The 17,003-nt window shown below is 67.7% G+C and carries 11 protein-coding genes; 6 read left to right on the top strand and 5 right to left on the bottom strand.

Annotated features, from left to right (window positions below):
* Positions 1 to 30: 30 nt before the first annotated feature.
* Together PBN85_RS02485 and PBN85_RS02480 are read left to right on the top strand one after the other, a co-directional pair.
* A complete protein-coding gene (locus tag PBN85_RS02485; protein WP_271300045.1) occupies positions 31 to 1,185 on the top strand; it encodes a DUF1624 domain-containing protein in 1,155 nt (384 codons plus the stop codon).
* Between the two features lie 80 nt (positions 1,186 to 1,265).
* On the top strand, positions 1,266 to 3,476 hold the full coding sequence (locus tag PBN85_RS02480) for a beta-glucosidase (protein WP_271300044.1): 2,211 nt from the start codon (positions 1,266 to 1,268) through the stop codon (positions 3,474 to 3,476).
* On the opposite strand, the gene PBN85_RS02475 is transcribed toward PBN85_RS02480, so the two are convergent.
* The 3 genes from PBN85_RS02475 to PBN85_RS02465 all read right to left on the bottom strand — a co-directional run bounded on the left by PBN85_RS02475 (position 3,477) and on the right by PBN85_RS02465 (position 6,553).
* Positions 3,477 to 4,391 carry a polysaccharide deacetylase family protein gene (locus PBN85_RS02475; RefSeq protein ID WP_271300043.1) on the bottom strand — a complete coding sequence of 305 codons (915 nt, stop codon included), beginning with the start codon at positions 4,389 to 4,391 and terminating at the stop codon, positions 3,477 to 3,479.
* Between the two features lie 80 nt (positions 4,392 to 4,471).
* Complete coding sequence (locus PBN85_RS02470; protein ID WP_271300042.1) at positions 4,472 to 5,644, bottom strand: methyl-accepting chemotaxis protein; 1,173 nt, start codon at positions 5,642 to 5,644, stop codon at positions 4,472 to 4,474.
* 66 nt (positions 5,645 to 5,710) lie between these two features.
* On the bottom strand, positions 5,711 to 6,553 hold the full coding sequence (locus tag PBN85_RS02465; protein WP_271300041.1) for an alpha/beta hydrolase: 843 nt from the start codon (positions 6,551 to 6,553) through the stop codon (positions 5,711 to 5,713).
* A gap of 375 nt (positions 6,554 to 6,928) precedes the next feature.
* Between PBN85_RS02465 and bamA the strand changes: the two genes are divergently transcribed.
* From bamA to PBN85_RS02445, 4 genes are all read left to right on the top strand, one after another.
* Positions 6,929 to 9,448: an outer membrane protein assembly factor BamA gene (bamA, locus tag PBN85_RS02460; RefSeq protein ID WP_271300825.1), complete on the top strand. Its 2,520-nt coding sequence runs from the start codon at positions 6,929 to 6,931 to the stop codon at positions 9,446 to 9,448.
* Positions 9,449 to 9,599: 151 nt separating this feature from the next.
* A complete protein-coding gene (locus PBN85_RS02455; protein WP_081793023.1) occupies positions 9,600 to 10,424 on the top strand; it encodes a response regulator in 825 nt (274 codons plus the stop codon).
* A 123-nt stretch (positions 10,425 to 10,547) separates the two neighbouring features.
* Positions 10,548 to 10,853: a hypothetical protein gene (locus tag PBN85_RS02450; protein ID WP_037531857.1), complete on the top strand. Its 306-nt coding sequence runs from the start codon at positions 10,548 to 10,550 to the stop codon at positions 10,851 to 10,853.
* Complete coding sequence (locus PBN85_RS02445) at positions 10,844 to 11,038, top strand: hypothetical protein (RefSeq protein WP_037531856.1); 195 nt, start codon at positions 10,844 to 10,846, stop codon at positions 11,036 to 11,038. The genes PBN85_RS02450 and PBN85_RS02445 overlap by 10 nt, the downstream gene beginning before the upstream one ends.
* A 45-nt stretch (positions 11,039 to 11,083) precedes the next feature.
* On the opposite strand, the gene PBN85_RS02440 is transcribed toward PBN85_RS02445, so the two are convergent.
* Together PBN85_RS02440 and PBN85_RS02435 are read right to left on the bottom strand one after the other, a co-directional pair.
* Positions 11,084 to 13,543: a TonB-dependent receptor gene (locus tag PBN85_RS02440; RefSeq protein WP_271300040.1), complete on the bottom strand. Its 2,460-nt coding sequence runs from the start codon at positions 13,541 to 13,543 to the stop codon at positions 11,084 to 11,086.
* Between the two features lie 195 nt (positions 13,544 to 13,738).
* Positions 13,739 to 16,546, bottom strand: coding sequence for a TonB-dependent receptor (locus tag PBN85_RS02435; protein WP_271300039.1), 2,808 nt, complete (start codon positions 16,544 to 16,546; stop codon positions 13,739 to 13,741).
* Between the last annotated feature and the right edge of the window lie 457 nt (positions 16,547 to 17,003).

Here is a 17,003-nt window from a genome sequence, read left to right as displayed (position 1 = left end):
TTGCGTGTGACATAATATCATACCGCGCGGATGACGCCATTTGCCGCCACCGCCGCGCGCCTTCCCCGCATCGCCTCGATCGATGCCCTGCGCGGCCTCGTCATCCTGCTAATGCTGGTCGACCACAGCCGCGAATTCTTCTTCGCGCAGGTGCCGGTCGGCGATCCGATCGATCTTCGCACCGTACCGCCGGCGCTCGCCGTCACCCGGCTCGCCGCACATCTGTGCGCGCCGATCTTCGTCGCGCTGACCGGGGTCGCCGCCTGGCTCTACGCCGCGCCGCGCGGCGGCGCGCGCGCGGCCGCCGGCTTCCTCGCCAAGCGCGGCCTGTTCCTGATCGCGCTCGAATGGACGGTGATCAACTTCGCCTGGACGTTCGATCCGACCCCGTCGCTCGTCTATCTGCAGGTGATCTGGGCGATCGGCCTGGCGATGCTCGCGCTGGCCGCGCTCGTCCATCTGCCGCGCGCCGCACTGCTCGCCATCGGCCTCGCTCTCACGCTCGGGCACAATCTGCTCGACCCGATCAGCTTTCCCCCGGGCGCGCCGGGGCATGGCCTGTGGGCGATCCTGCACGATCGCGGGATGATCGACCTGCCCTGGGGCGGGCAGGCGCGCACCTCGTATCCGGTGCTGCCGTGGATCGGCGTGATCGCGCTCGGCTATGCCCTCGGCCCCGTCTTCGCGCGCGATACGCCGCCGCGCGACCGTCGCCGCCTGCTCGTCGGCATCAGCGGCGCGGCACTAGCCGCCTTTCTGCTCTTGCGGCTCGTCAATCGCTACGGCGACCCGACGGCGTGGCAGATCCAGCCGGATGCGCTCACCACGATGATCGGCATCCTCAACGTGACCAAATATCCGCCCTCGGCCGATTTCCTGTTGCTCACGCTCGGCCTCGGCGCGGGACTGCTCGCCGCGTTCGAGCATCTGCCCCGGCGGGTCGCCAGCGTGCTGGTCGGCTTCGGATCGGTGCCGCTGTTCGTCTATATCCTCCACCTCTATCTGCTGCATGGCGCCAATCGCCTCGCCGCCGTGCTGACGGGGAGCGCCGGGGCGGTCAGCGTCGGATCGGTCGCCGGCATCTGGCTGGTCGCCGCGTCGGTCGCGCTGCCGTGCTGGTTCGCCGCCCGCGCCTTTGCCGCCTACAAGCGCGCGCATCCCGCCCGGTGGCTGCGCTACCTCTGACATCGACAGAAAGACGCGATTTTTCAGTAGACGCCGGCCGTCATATCCGCATGGTCACCGGGCTTGGAGAGGATGCCGCGATGACCATGACCCGCACCGCGTTCGCCGTGATGGCGACGCTGACCGCCCCTGCGCTCGCCGCCCCGGCGGCCCCCGCCGCGCAGCCGTGGGGCGATGCCGCGCTTGCGCCGGCGCGACGCGTCGCGCTGCTGCTGCCGCAGATGACGCGCGCCGAGAAACTCCGGCTCGTCTTCGGCTATTTCGCCACCGACTTCCCGCCCAAGCAGTTCAAGGCGCCGGCCGAGGCGCGGCTCGGCTCGGCGGGCTACGTCCCCGGCATCCCGCGGCTCGGCATTCCGCCGCAATGGCAGAGCGATGCGGGGATCGGCGTCGCCAGCCAGGGCGCCGCGCCGCGCAAGCGCGAACGCACCGCTCTGCCCTCCAACCTCGCGATCGCGGCGAGCTGGGACATCGCGCTCGCCCGCACCGGCGGCGCGATGATCGGCGCGGAGGCGCGCGCCTCGGGCTTCAACGTGCTGCTCGCCGGCGGCGTCAACCTGACCCGCGAGCCGCGCAACGGCCGCAACTTCGAATATGGCGGCGAGGACCCGCTGCTCGCCGGATCGATCGTCGCCGGCCAGATCGCCGGCATCCAGTCCAACCATATCGTCTCGACGATCAAACATTATGCGGTCAACGATCAGGAGACCGACCGCAACGCCGGCAATGCGGTGATCGACCGCGCCGCGGCGCGGATGTCCGACCTGCTCGCCTTCCAGTTCGCGATCGAGCGCGCCAATCCGGGATCGGTGATGTGCGCCTATAACCGAGTCAACGGCCCCTTCGCCTGCGAGAATCCGTGGCTGCTCGGCGAGGTGCTGCGCCGCGACTGGCAATGGCCGGGCTATGTCATGTCCGACTGGGGCGCGACGCATTCGACCAAGCCGGCGGTCGATGCGGGGCTCGACCAGGAATCGGGCTATCCGTTCGACGATGCGCCGTATTACGGCGCGAAGCTGCAAGCGGCGCTCGCCGACGGCTCGGTCGACGAAGGCCAGCTCGACCGGATGGTCGGGCATATCCTCTACGCGATGTTCGACCACGGCCTGTTCGATCATCCGATCACCGCCGCGCCGCTCGACCTGCCCGATGCGATGCTCGCCGCGCATGCCCGCGTCACCGCCGACACCGCGGCGCAGACGATGGTGCTGCTGCGCAATGAGCAGGCGCTCCTGCCGCTGTCGCCGGCGACGCGATCGATCGTCGTCATCGGCGGCCATGCCGACAAGGGCGTGCTCGCCGGCGGCGGCTCGTCGCTCGTCTATCCCAAGGGCGGCAATGCGGTCCCGGGGATCGCGCCGACCGCCTGGCCGGGGCCGGTGATGTATTATCCGTCGTCCCCGCTGGAGGCGATCCGGCGGCAGGCGCCGGGCGCGCGCGTCACCTTCGTCGACGGTACCGACGCCAAGGCCGCGGCGGAGCAGGCGCGCGGCGCCGATGTCGCGATCGTCTTCGCGACGCAATGGGCGGGCGAAGGCATGGACGTGTCGCTCACCCTGCCGGACAATCAGGACGCGCTGATCCGCAGCGTCGCCGCCGCCAATCCCAAGACCGTCGTCGTGCTCGAAAGCGGCGGCGCGGTGCTCACCCCGTGGCGTGACCAAATCGGCGCCTTGCTCGCCGCTTGGTATCCCGGCACCGCGGGCGGCGCGGCGATCGCCGACGTCCTGTTCGGGCGGACCAATCCCTCGGGCCATCTGCCGATCACCTTCCCCGACCGGCTCGACCAGCTGCCCCGGCCCGGCGAGCCCAAGGCCGGCGACGTCACCTATTCGGAAGGCGCGGCGATCGGCTACAAATGGTTCGATCGCCAGCGTCAGACGCCCGCCTATGCCTTCGGCCACGGCCTGTCCTACACGAGCTTCGCCTATGACGGGCTCAGCGTGGCGAACGACGACGCCGGCGTGACGGCACGATTCAGGGTCCGCAACACCGGTGCGCGGGCCGGCAAGGCGGTGGCGCAGGTCTATGTCGCCGGCGCGGGATGGGAAGCGCCGAAGCGGCTCGGCGGCTTCGCCATCGCGATGCTCGCCCCCGCCGCCGCGACGACGCTCAGCGTGCCGCTCGACCCGCGGCTGTTCGCGACCTTCGACGAAGGCGCACGCCAGTGGCGGATCGCCGCCGGTCGCTATCAGGTGATGCTCGGCGGGTCGTCGGACGCGCCGGCGCAGACGGTGCAGGTGACGCTCGCCGCGCGTACCCTCCCCGCCGGCTGGCACCCGCCCCGCTGATCAGGTGCACAGCGTCGCGGGCGGCAGCGGTGCGTCGGCGGGCACCGGCTTGCCCGCGGCGCGCGCCGCCGCCTCCAGCGTCGCGGTCGGTCCCGGCTTCGCCGGATCGACCGCCGCGGCGTAGAAGGGGTCCGCCTCCGCCGCGGCGAGCGTGGTGAAGCCGAACCCCATGCTGCGATAGAGCGCGAGCAGCCGCGGTGCCATCCGCGCATCGAACGCGCCGAGGTGGAGCAGCAGGACGTAGGGGATGTCATGCCCCAGCGCCGCCTTGGCGAGATCGCGCGAGCGTTGCGCCTGCGCCCGCGCCGCAGCGAGATAGCTCGCCTCGAGCGCCTGCACCGCGCCTGCGTCCTGCTTGGCGGTGCAGCGCGCGAAAGCATCGTTCCACGCATAATCGCCGAAGCTCATCGTCACCGCGGCGATGCGATAGCCGCGCGCCTTGAGTCCGCTGCGCACCGCATCGCGGGTCGCCGCCGCCTGCCCCTCGGCGAGGAAGGGATAGCGGAACCAATGCCAGTCGCCCGTCCCCGCCGCCGCCCTGATCCCGGCCTCGTTGCGGTCGGCGTCGGCGAGGAAGGCGGGGGCGCCGACCTGATCGAGATTGACGTGGCCGAAGGTATGATTGCCGATCGGCAGCCCCGCCCGGCGCCACGCCGCGATCACCTTGCCCGCCTGCGCATCGCCCGCGCCGAAGCCGCCGTTGACGAAGCCGGTCGCCGGGGCGTGCTGCGCGGCGAGTGCGGCGATGATCCGCTGCGCGATGACGAGCCGGTCGCCGCCGACCGGCAGCGGTCCGTGCGCGGGCAGATCGTCGAAGGTCAGCGCGATCTGCGGCGCGCGCGCCGGCGCGGGTGGCGGCGTCGCGCCCGTCGTCAGCATCGCCGCCACGGCTGCGATCAGCCCCCATCCGCGCATCTGTATCCCCTCGTCACGGCGCGCCCGTCGCGGCCTGTCGCCGATGGGTTCCGCATCGCCGCGCGGCTGTCAATCGATAGTCAGCCGATCACCGATCGTTGCCCGGAATTGAGCACCTGCGCGGCATGGACGGTCGCCTCCTTGATCCGGCCGGACAGCGATTTGACCTCATTGGCGACGACCGCGAACGTATTGCCGTGATTACCGGCCCGCGCCGCCTCGATCGCCGCGTTGAGCGCGAGCATTGAGGTCTGCTTGGTCACCGCATTGATGTCGTCGACGATCGTCGACAGCTCGGCGAGCGTGCTTTCATGCGCGGCCCGACGCGCCTCCGCCTCGACGCGAAAGCGCTGCGCGCGCTCCGCCTCGCTGCGTTCCGCGACGCGCATCGCGGTGACGTCGGTCGCCGCCTTGATGATCTTGACGATCCGCCCGTCGGCGCCGCGGATCGGACTATAGGTCGCCTGAAGATAGACCGCGCGGCCGTCGCGCGTGCGGCGACGGAATTCCTCCTGGGCGAAATTGCCCGAACGCAACGCCTCCCAGAAGGCGGCATAAGCGGCGGAGTCGCGATCCTCGTCGAAGCAGAACAGCGAATGATGCCGCCCGACGATCTCGGCGAGCGGATAGCCCATCACGGTGAGCAGATTGGCGTTGGCGGCGGTGATCAGCCCGTCCGGCGTCATCTCCAGCCAGCATTGCGACCGGTCGATCGCCTCGAGCTTGGCGCGATGCTCGATCCCGTCACCCACCTCGCGATCGGCGCGGGCCAGCGCCGCGCCGTTGAGCAGGACGGAGTTTTCCAGCGCGTACAGGCTGTAGAGCGCATGGGTCAGGCGCGCCAGCCGCATCGGATCACCGGCCAGCGCCCGGCACAGCCGGTGGTGCCGCGCGTGATAGCTGCGCAGCAGCCCGGCGGTGAAGGCGATCTCGGTGGCGCGATCCTGGCTGCTCGCCCGCCCGCGCCGGATCATCTTGGCGATCAGCGCCGGGGTGAGCCCCTCGGTGAACTTGCGCTCGGTATAGCGGATGTCGCGCGCGATCAGCGTCGCCAGTTGCTCCGCACCGATCCGATAGGGCGTCGTCGCGCCGCCGAACGGCGCCCAGAAGCGCGTGACGTCGTCGGCGACGCCGGCGCGGATCAACGGCCAGATCTCGCGCAGCTCGGCGTCGAGCGTGCCCTCCGGATCGAAGGCGCGGCGCAGCACCTCGACACCGTCCTCGTTGAAGTGGGAATGCTGTAAGTCGTTCATCTCGCTCGCCATATGCGAGCAGGTGCTAACCTAGATAAACCCAATATGGCGTTAAGACCGCGTCGCTCACCGTGCCCGGATGAACGCCGCGGCATCGCGCAGCACCGCGGCGCGTCCGCGCAGCGGCCGCGCGATGGCAAGCAGCAGGCCGACATGGCCGATGCCGGCATACCGCTGCAGCATGACCGGCACGCCGCCGGCGCGCAGCCTGGCGGCGAGCGCCTCGCTGTTGCGCGGCCGCACGACCGTATCGTCGTCGCCGACGAGCAGCAGCGCGGGCGGATCGCCCGCCCCGGCCCAAGTCACCGGCTGTGTCTCGGCCGGGCGCGGCCAGTCGCCGAACGCGGCACGGCTCGCCTCGGCGTCGAACGGCGCGAAATCATAGGGTCCGGCGAGCCCGACCAGCCCCTTGATCGCGCCGCGCTCCGCCCCCAGCCAGCGCGCGTCGACCGCGAGCATCGCCGCGATATAGGCGCCCGCCGAATGTCCCATGACGACGATCCGCGCAGGATCGCCGCCATAGGCCGCGGCATGCGCGACGCTCCACCGCACTGCCGCCGCGCCATCTTCGACGAAGGCGGGATAGCGGACCTGCGGCACCAGCCGGTAATCGGGGATGACGACGACGAACCCCTGCGCCGCCAGCGCCTTGCCGACGAAGGCATAGCCGCTGCGCGTGCCGCTGTTCCAGCTGCCGCCGTAGAAGAAGACGACGACCGGTCGGCGCGCGCCGTCGCGGATCCGCGGCGCATAGACATCGAGCCGCTGCCGGGCCGCCGCCCCATAAGCGACGCCCGCCGCGACCCGCCGCGTGCCGCCGTCCTTCGGCACCAGAGTATCGAACAGCCCGAGCGGCGAACAGGCGGCCAGCAGCGCCGCGCCGGCGAGGGCGAAGGGGCTGCGGATCACGACTGCACCCGGCACACCGGAGGCAGGCGCCGTCCGGCGGCATCGAGGATCTGCACAGCGTCGATCGGCATCTCCCTCCCATAGCGAGCCCGCGGCGAAAACGATATGCTGCCGACGGGAGCAGCGCTGCTGCCCGATTAAGACGGCACAGGATGCGGCCATGTAGCGCCGCTGTTACAAAGTACAGCGCTCCCTCCTGCAACACTTCAGCGCGGATGCATCGGACATATCCCGGTCCGATCCTGCAACGCCCGGACCTCACGGGACATTCTGGCGACATGGCAGGCCGTCAAAGGCTCCGGCTCCTTACGAAAGCCGTGTATGCCGCCGATCCGACATTCGACCCTTGCCGCGCTGATCTGCGCGAGCGCGCTGATGACCCCGGCGATCGCCGCCGCACAGACCGTCGCGCCCGCGCCGGTACGGCTGATCAAGACGTTGCGCGTCGAAGGGGCGCAGCGCATCGAGCCCGAGACGGTGCTCTCCTATACCAAGCTGCGCGTCGGCATTCCGTACACTGCCGAGACGCTCGACCAGGCGCTCAAGGACCTGCAGGCCTCCGACCTGTTCGTCGACTTCTCGATCGCAGGCGTCGAAACCGGCGACATCGTGCTGCGCGTACGCGAGAACCCGATCATCAACCGGGTCATCCTCGAGGGCAACAAGGCGCTCAAGAGCGACAAGATCACCAAGGAGATCAAGCTCGCCCCGCGGCAGATCTTCACCCGCACCGCGGTCCGCCAGGATGTGTCGCGGATCATCGAACTCTACCGCCGCCAGGGCCGCTTCGCCGCGGTGATCAGCCCGAAGATGGTCAGCCTCGACCAGAATCGCGTCGACGTGGTGTTCGAGATCACCGAGGGACCCAAGTCCAAGGTCCGCCAGATCAACATCATCGGCAATACGGTGTTCAGCGACGCCAAATTGCGCAGCGCCATGGTGACCAAGGAATCGCGCTGGTTCCGCTTGCTGTCGTCGAACACCAGCTACGATCAGGACCGGCTCAACTACGACCAGCAGAAGCTGCGCCAATTCTACCTGACCGAAGGCTATGCCGATTTCCGCGTCACCAGCGCGGTGGCGGAACTCACCCCCGACAAACGCGACTTCATCATCACCTACGTGGTCGAGGAAGGAAAGCGCTACACGTTCGGCGACGTCACCGTCGACAGCGAGATTCGCGACTTCGACAGCACGAAACTCGCCGCGTCGCTGCCGATCAAGAAGGGCGACTGGTACAATGCCAAGCTCGTTGAAAATTCGGTCGACCAGCTGAGCGAGGCGGCCGGGCTGTTCGGCTATGCCTTCACCGACGTGTCGCCCGATTTTCAGCGCGATCCCGACACGCTGACGATGGGGATGAACTTCCACATCGCACAGGCGCAGCGCACCTACATCGAGCGGATCGACATCGACGGCAACACGCAGACGCAGGACAAGGTGATCCGCCGCGAGATCCGCCTCGCCGAAGGCGACGCGTTCAACAGCTTCCAGGTCAAGCGCTCGCAGGATCGCATCAACAGCCTCGGCTTCTTCCAGGACAAGATGGAGATCAAACAGGTCCCCGGCTCCGCCGCCGATCGCGTCGTCCTCCAGACCAACGTCGAGGAGAAGAGCAGCGGCGAGCTGCAATTGTCGGTCGGCTATTCCAGCCTGGAAAGCTTCATCGCCCAGGCGAGCGTCACGCAGCGCAATTTCCGCGGCAAGGGCCAGGAATTGCGGCTGAGCGCGAGCGTCTCCTCCTATGCCAAGTCGGTCAATGCCGGCTTCACCGAACCCTATCTGTTCGACACCAACATCGCGCTCGGCGGCGACATCTTCCGCCGCGACTACAGCTCGTACAGCACGTCGACCAGTTCGAGCAGCTCCGCCTATGAACAGGTGACCACCGGCTTCCAGATCCGCGCCGGCATGCCGCTCAACGAATATTGGTCGCTGTCGGCGCGCTACGGCCTGTCCTACGATCAGGTCACGCTCGACGCCGACACGTATTATACCAACGGGGTGTGCGATACGGCGATCGCCGGCACCTATCTGTGCGATGCGGTCGGCAGCCGCTGGACCTCGTCGGTCGGTTATTCCTTGCTCTTCGACAGCACCAACAGCCGGCTGCGCCCGACCCGCGGCCGCCGCGTCACCTTCAGCCAGGATTTCGCCGGCCTGGGCGGCGACACGCGCTATATCCGCACCACCGCCAACGCCTCCCAATATATCGACCTGGGATCGAACTTCGTCTTCACCGCCCATGCCGAGGGCGGCTATATCAAGGGGCTGGGGCAGGACGTGCGGCTGACCGACCGTTTCTACCTCGGCGATCCGCAGATGCGTGGCTTCGACATCCGCGGCGTCGGGCCGAGCGTGACGCGCACCTATTACGATACGTCGACGGTGCCGGCGACGGTCACCGACAGCAGCACGACGACACGCACCGCGCTCGGCGGCACCGCTTATTACCAGACGCGGTTCGAACTCGAACTGCCGCTCGGCGCCGGCGCGCGCGAGCTCGGCCTGCGGCCGTCGATCTATCTCGATGTCGGCGCTGTGTTCGGCGGGACCAAGCCGACGCTGGTCGATACCTGCGCGGTCGCCAATGCCGCCGCGACCGCCTGCGTCGCGGGCACGCGGCAATATACCAACAGCGCCGGCGAGTTGCTCTATATCGACAGCAGCGGCGCGACGACGACGACCAACACCGGCACCGCCTATACCTATACGCTCGGCAGCTATCGCGAGACCTATAGCGGCAATACCGCGCGGCCGCGCGTGTCGCTCGGCGTCGGCGTCAACTGGACCTCGCCGTTCGGGCCATTGCGCATCGATCTCGCCAAGGCGCTGGTCAAGTCACCGGGGGACGACACCAAGCTGGTGACGTTCAACGTCGGCGGGTCGTTCTAGGCGGAACGACCCGTCGCGCGTCACGAATCGGCACGTCCCCGATGCGATGATGCGGCACTGCAACATCCTGACATTTCGCTGACAAGCCAGCTTGCCAGATCATCGCAACGTAACGGCTCCGGCCGGGCCATCGCTGATCAGGACATGAACCATGACGAATGACACGCCCCCGCTCGGCCGCGCCGCCACCCCGCCGCCCGGCGCGGTGCCGCCCGACGCGCCGGCGGTGGTGATCGTCGACCAGGACGCCGGCGTGACCGCCGCGCTGGCGGAGATGCTGCTCGACAACGGCATCGGCGCGACGGCGGTGGCGAGCACGCATGCCCTGCTCGATCATCACCGGCTGCACCGCTGCGACGTCGTCATCCTCGACATGGCGGCCTGCGGCGACGGCGGACTGTCGGTGATGCGCTCGCTCACCGACGGACAGCGCAGCCCGGCGATCATCGTGATGACCAGGCTCGCCACCGAGGTCGACCGGATCGTCGCGCTCGAAATGGGCGCCGACGATTGCGTCGCGCGGCCGATCAGCCCGCGCGAGATGCTGGCGCGGGTGCGCGCGGTGCTGCGGCGTCGCAACCGGCTGTCGCGCGACGGCGTCCGCCCGATCGCATCGACCGCGCTGCCGCCGGTCGAGGTCGCCTGCTTCGCCGGCTGGGCGTTCGACGTGCGGTCGCGCCGGCTGGTGTCGCCCGCCGGCGAGCCGGTGCCGCTGACCAACGGTGAATTCGGCATGCTCGCCACCTTCGTCACCGCGCCGCAGACGGTGCACAGCCGTGAGGAGCTGGTGCGCGCCTATGGCCGCGAATGGGGCAATCCGCATGATCGCTCGATCGACGTCAACCTCAGCCGCCTGCGTCGCAAGCTCGCGCTGCATGCCCGCGACGAGCTGATCCGCACGGTGCGCAACGGCGGCTATCTGTTCGTACCGATCGTCCATTATCGCCGCCCGGGCGAGACGGCGCTGGCGAATTAGGAAAATTGCAACAGGATTCGGATGTGGTCGCGGACATGCCCGCGAAATTCCGGGGACATGTTGCCCACATACAACAGTCTTCAGCGGCATGATTGCCCGCCCCCCTCGTCCAGGACCCTTGCGATGAACATGCATCCCCACCCGACGCCACCGCCCGACAGCGTGCCGCTGATCGACAATCCCTTCACCCCCGAGATTTTCGCGACCGGCATCTCCGGCCTGTCGGTGATCAACGGCATCGTCTGCATCACCGTCGAAAGCGCGCGCTGCGATCACACCAAGGCGCAGCCGGCGATGGAACGCGTCGTCGTCGGCCGGCTCGCGCTGTCGGTGCCCGCCGCGCAGGGGCTGCTCGCCGGCCTGTTCGACTTCATGGGCCAGCACGGCATCAACCCCCTCGTCACGAACGGAACCGTCACATGCCAGTAAGCTATCGCCCGAGCCTCGGCGCGGCGTGGATCGCCGCGGCGGGATCGCCCTCCTACCGGCTCGGACATGGCGAGGCGCTGCCGCCGCTGCCGCGCGGCATCACCGGGCCGCATGCCGCGATGGCGCTGCTCGCCGGATCGCCGCTCGCCCCCGCGGTCGCGATCCGCTTCACGCCCCGGCCCTGACCGGACGCGGGCGGCCCGCCGCGAGAGCGCGCCGCCCGCCCGCCATCAGAAGCCCATGGTGAGCGTCGCCGACACCGCGCGCGGCGCGCCGATCTGCGCATAGGTCAGCGACGCGGTCGAGGTCGTGCCGCTGAACCCGCCGACGTACAAGGTGTCGAACAGGTTGCTGACGTTGAGCTGCAGATAGGTCTGGTCGTTGAGCCCGAGCGGCTCGAGCGAGAAGCGCGCATCGAGGTTGACCAGCGTATAGGCCGGCGCCTTCGCGCCATAGACCTGTACCCCGCCGATCACGACCGGCAGGTTCTGGTCGTTGACATAGCGTTCGCCGGTCCGCTTCGCCTCGATGCCGAGCCGCACCGGCCCGGCATGGCCCTCGACGCGGCCGCCGAACGTATAGGTCGGCGCCCCCGCCTCGCGCTTGCCCGCGGTCAGATAGGTGGTCGTCGCGCTCGCCTGCACGTCGTTGAGGATCTTCGACTTGAGATAGGAGCCGAACGCATAGAGCGTCAGCGCGCGCACCGGCCGGTAGCTGACGCTGCCGTCGACGCCATATTTGTGCACCGTGCCGAGGTTGCGGTAGATCGTCGTGTTGGTCTCGAGATCGTAGGACGACGCCAGCCGGTCGTGGAACACCGTGTACCAGCCGGACAGCTGCGCCTGGACGCGCCCCGCCTGATAGCGCAGCCCCGCGTCGAGATTGTCGGTCGTCTCGGGCTTCGCGCCCTCGGCGCCGCTGGTGCCCTGCGCATAATAGAAGCTGTTGTAGAGATTGTCGGTGCCCGGCACCTGCATCCCCTTCGAATAGTTCGCAAAGAAGGCGAGCGGCGCGGTCAGTTGATAGACCAGCCCGGCGCTCGGCAGCACCCGGCTGTAGTGGAAGACGCGATTCTGCGGCCCCTGATAAGTGGGATAGGCCGCGGCGATGATCGCGTCGGTCGCGGCATTCCGGCCCGAGCAGATCAGCGCTCCGCTCGCGCTGGTCGTGAAACAATAATTGGTCAGGTCGCGCGTGAAGAAGGGCGCGCGCACGCCGGCGGTGAGCGTCAGCCGGCTGTCGAGGAAGCGGCCGCGATATTCGCCGAACGCCTGGTTGAGGATCGCCTTCGACAGGCGGTCGCGCTTCTGCAAGGCGGTGCCGGTCGAATCGAGCAGCGGCGCTTCGCTCGGGAAGGGCGTGCTGGCGAGGCCGTAGCCGTTGATCGTGGTCAGCTCGCCGGTCTGGCGGTGCCGCCCGTAATCGAGGCTGTAGCCGATCCGCACCGTCTGGAACGGATTGAAATCGTAGCGCAGACCGAGATTGAGCAGATAGCGGTCGGTATGGGTGGTGCTCGGCGCGCTGACCAGCACAGTGTCGTTGGTGTCGCCGTCGCCGTTGAGGTCGACCCCGCCGAAATAGGGCGTGCTGCCGACATAGCCCGCGACGCGCTGGCCGCCGATCGTCGCAAAGCCCTCGTTCGCGGTCGCGGTGCCGCCGCCGTTGGCGAGCGTATAGGCATAGGCCGCATCAACCGTCAGCACGAGCCGGTCGGCGAGCGTGAAGCGCGAATTGACGCGGACGTTGGCGGTCTTCGACGGATTGTAGCGATAGTCATAGGCACCGAAGCCGCACGCCACGCCGGCGCTGCTGACGCAATCGGCGACGTCGTAGAATCGCTCGGCGCGGGTCAGCGGAAAGCGGTTGCCCGATCCGGTGCCGACGCTGCCGCCCACGGTGCTGAGCGGCACCGAACCGAAGAAGTTGTTGATGTTGCGGTTGTAGTGCCCGGCGATCGAGATGAAGTCGCCGTTGCTGCCGATCGGCTGATACACTTTGGCGTTGAACTGCGTCTTGTCGATCTTGCCCTTGTCGGTGAAGACGACATCGTTGGTCGACTTGCTGCCCGACAGCAGCAGGCGGGTGCCGAACGGGGTGATGACGCCGGTGTCGACCACGCCGAAGATCCGCATGAAGTCATAGTCGCCGACCGATCCGGCGACGCGGACGTGGAAGTCCTCGCTCGGATTGCGCGTCTGATAGTTGATCGTCGATCCGGTCGCCGAGGCGCTCGGACTGTCGACATCGGTCGAGCCGAGGCTGACGGTCGCCTGGCCGATCAGCTCGGGGTCGAGCTGCTGGTTGGAGTATATGGCGTAATTGCCGGTATCGTTGAGCGGAAAGCCGTCCCACATCTGCGACACGCGGCTGCCGTCGAAGCCGCGGATGCTGATCGTCCCGCCCGCCGATCCATAGGGATCGTTGTTCTGGAAGCTGACGCCCGGCAGCATGTTGAGCGTGTCGTTGATCGTCTGGCCCGGCGTCTCATGCTGGATGAAGCTGCTGTCGAGGCCGACCTTCGCCTTGGCGGTCGCGGGCAGCGTCACGCCGCCGACATTGGCGTCGGCCGCCTTGCCGGTGACGACGATATCGTCGAAGTCCTGCGTGCCCGTGGTCTGCGCCAGAGCCGGCGCGGCAAGCAGGGAGAGAGAGCAGCCGAGAAGGCCGCGGGTCAGATGAACCTGTTTCACAGTTGTTTCCCGAGTTGGCGGTGTCCAGCACGCCGCCCGGGCGGAGCCTCTAACCCGCGGCATTGACCACGGAATGTCCGCTATGTTGCGGTCACTCCGTGGAATGTTACGCGACATTGGCGCTTTATGACGCTTTTGTGACGCATTTGGCTTGCGACCCCGCCACCCGTCGGCGCGGCGGGGTCGCGGGCGGGCCTATAGCTTGACGCTGGTGCTCATGAAGAAGGCACGACCATAAGGATCATAGGTCGACGGATAGGTGTTCGCCTGCTCCTGATTGTCGCCGAGGATCGGCGGCTTGCGGTTGAACATGTTGTTGACGCCGACCGAGAAGGTGAAGCCCGGCTTGACGTCGAACGCCGCCGTCAGGTCGAAATAGTCATAGGGCTTGATCCGCTCGACCGTATAGGTCGTCGTATCGTCGTCGTCGCGCACCGCGGACAGATGGCGATAGAGGACCGATACGGTGATCGGGCCGGTCGCATAGGTGGTGCGCCCCGACAGCCGCCATTTGGCATAGGGGTTGCCGCAACTGATGCCGAACTTGCCTGCGCAGTTGAGCGTCAGGTCAGGGATCGCGGCGAGCGGGTTATAGTCGAAGGCGATCAGCCGCGTGCCGCTGAATCGGAAGTCGAGCCGGCTGGTGCTGCTGCCGAACGCACCGAACCCGAGGGGCAGGCCGTAGCGCGCCTCGAAATCGACGCCGCGCGTCTTGACGCCGCCGGTGTTCGACAGCGTGTTGACCGCATCGGTGATCGCATAGCTGTTCGCGTCACGCGGCAGCGAGGCGCAATAGCTCGCATTATAGGCGGTATAGCCGTTGGTGGCGTCGCCATAACAGGCGCGGATCAGATTGGCCGTACCCGCCGAGGCGATATAGTTGGCGATCTTGATCTTGTAATAATCGGCGGTGAACGAGAAGCCGCGCAGGAAGGTCGGCTGGAGGACGATGCCGGCGGTATAGGTGTCGGACGTCTCCTCGCGCAGCGCGGCATTGCCGCCGGTCACCGTCTGGATCTGCGTGCTGCCGCCGTCATAGGCGGTGCCGAGCAGCGCCGCCGGCACGCCGGTGGCGAGACAGCTCGCGCGCAGATTGGCGTTGGTCACCGCCACCGCGAGCGTGCACGGATCCGTCGCGGTCGGGAAGTCCTGCGCCGAGCCGCTGTAGAGGTTGGCGACGGTCGGCGCGCGCACCGCCCGCGCATATTGGCCGCGGAAGGAGAGATCCGCGATCGGCGCCCACACCGCGCCCGCCGAATAGGTGTTCACCGACTTGGCTGCGGTCGAATAATAGGAATAGCGATAGGCGCCGTTGATCTCGAGCTTGTGGATCAACGGCTTGTCGGCGAGCAGCGGCACCGCGACCTCGGTATACAGCTCCTTGACGTCATAGCCGCCGCTCAGCCCCTCACCGGCGTTGAAGCCGACGACGTCGCCCGACGACAGCGAGAAATCGGGGCTGTAGACGCCGTATTCCTTGCGATATTCGGTGCCGAACACGATGCCGACCGGCCCCGCGCCGAGGTCGAACAGATTCTTGTTGGAGATCGACGCGCTCGCCACCTGTTCGGTGATCGTGCTGCTGTTCTGCACCGGGATGGTGATGAACGCCGCCGCCGCGGAACTGATGTTGCCCGCGCCGAAGATGTTGAGCGGCACGCAGCCGTTGCTGCTGTCCGAACAGACGAGATTGCCGCTCGAATCATAGGTGGTGCGCAGCGCCTGGAGCACGCGGCTGCGCGAGACGTTGCCGGTCTGCGTCTCGTCGGAGCGGGTGCGGGCATAGCTGTAATAAGCGTCATAGGCCCAGCCGTGACCGATATCGCCGTTGGCGCCGAGCACCGCGCGATAGGCGGTATTGTCGACGCTCGAGATGCGGTTGCCGACCTCGGTCAGCCGGCGGTAGATCGTCGAGGTGACATAGCCGTCGCCATCGGTGTCGAGCCCGGTGAGCAGCGCGCGCGACGACGCCGACAGGAACGACGAATCGGCGTCGAGCGCGACCGATCCGGTGAACGGCGTCGGCGCGAGCTGGTTCTTGACGCGGTTGTTGATCAATTGCCCTTCGGCATAGACGTTGAGCGCCGGGCTGACCTCGTAATGCGTCTGCGCGCTCATCAGGAACCGCTTCTGCGGCACCTGCAGATAATTGTAGGGCGCGTAATTATAGGCGTCGCTCGCCGCGCTGTAGGCGCTGTAGCTGCCGTCGGCGTTGAACTTGCGGTTGACGCCGCCGATCGCGAAGCGCGTGCCCTCGATCGATCCCGATCCGCCGGCGATCAGATTGCCGTCGCCGTCGTCGACCAGCGCCTGCCGCGAATAGGCGCGCTGCCCCTGCAATATCCCGTCGCGCTTGGTATAATCGAAATAGAGCGTCGCATTGCCGCGCCCGTCGGCGAAATTGCCGCCGAGCAGCAGGTTGGAATTGAACGTGCCGCCGTCGCCCGCCTCGTTGATGCGGTAATTGGCGTTGGCCTGCACGCCGGTGAAGTCTTTCTTCATGACGAAATTGACGACGCCCGCGATCGCATCCGACCCGTAGATCGCCGACCGGCCGCCGGTGACGATGTCGACGCGCTCGATCAGCCCGGCGGGGATGGTGTTCAGATCGACGATCTGGCTCGAATCATACGACACGTAGCGGCGGCCGTTGACCAGCACGAGCGTCCGCGACGCGCCGAGGCCGCGCAGATCGGTGGTGGCGACGCCGCCGCCCGGATTGTTCGAGGCCGAGGTGATGCTCGGCACCAGCTGCGGCAGGTCCTTCAGGATGTTCTCGACGTTGACCTGGCCGGACAGCGCGATCTCGCGCGCGCTGACCACCGCGATCGGCGAGGATTGGTCGAGCGCGGCTCCGCCGAGCCGCGAACCGGTGACGACGATCTCGTCCTGCGGCGCCGCCTCGGGCGCGGTCTGCGCGTCGGCGGTGGCAGCGACGGCGGTGGCGTCGCTCTGGCACCATGCCGGCGTCGCGCAGCCCAGCAGCAGCGTCGTGGCCAGCAATCGTCGACGGTGAACCCTTTGCATATCTTTACTCCACACCAGTCCTGAGATGGCGGCCCACCCTTATCGGGGATAATGGTACCGAACGTCAGGCATGCGGGCGAAGCAGATCGGGATCAACCGACTGACATCGATCGGGTCTATTACGCTGCAACGGCGTGCTGATCCCGCAACTGTTCTTATCAGGACCTTGCCGGCGGGTCAGGCCGCGTATCATTTATTACGATGATGGGAGAAATGTTGCCGGTCATGTCACACGGCCGCGCGGCGTTCGGCCGGCCGCCGCGATCCGGTCGTTGCGGTTCTGCACGTCCATCAATGCGCATCCACCCGAACACGCCGATGCCAGCTCTCCGCGCATCAGGAGATTCGGCATCCGGATGGGACGACCGCCCCACCGGCGGGGCGGCATCGGCCCGACGCGCGGCGCTTGCCCGCGCGAGCCGGTCGGTCGATC

The sequence above is a fragment of the Sphingomonas sp. CV7422 genome, assembly GCF_027945725.1.
Taxonomy (GTDB): Bacteria; Pseudomonadota; Alphaproteobacteria; order Sphingomonadales; family Sphingomonadaceae; genus Sphingomonas; species Sphingomonas kyungheensis.
This window is presented reverse-complemented; position numbering and strand designations above follow the sequence as displayed.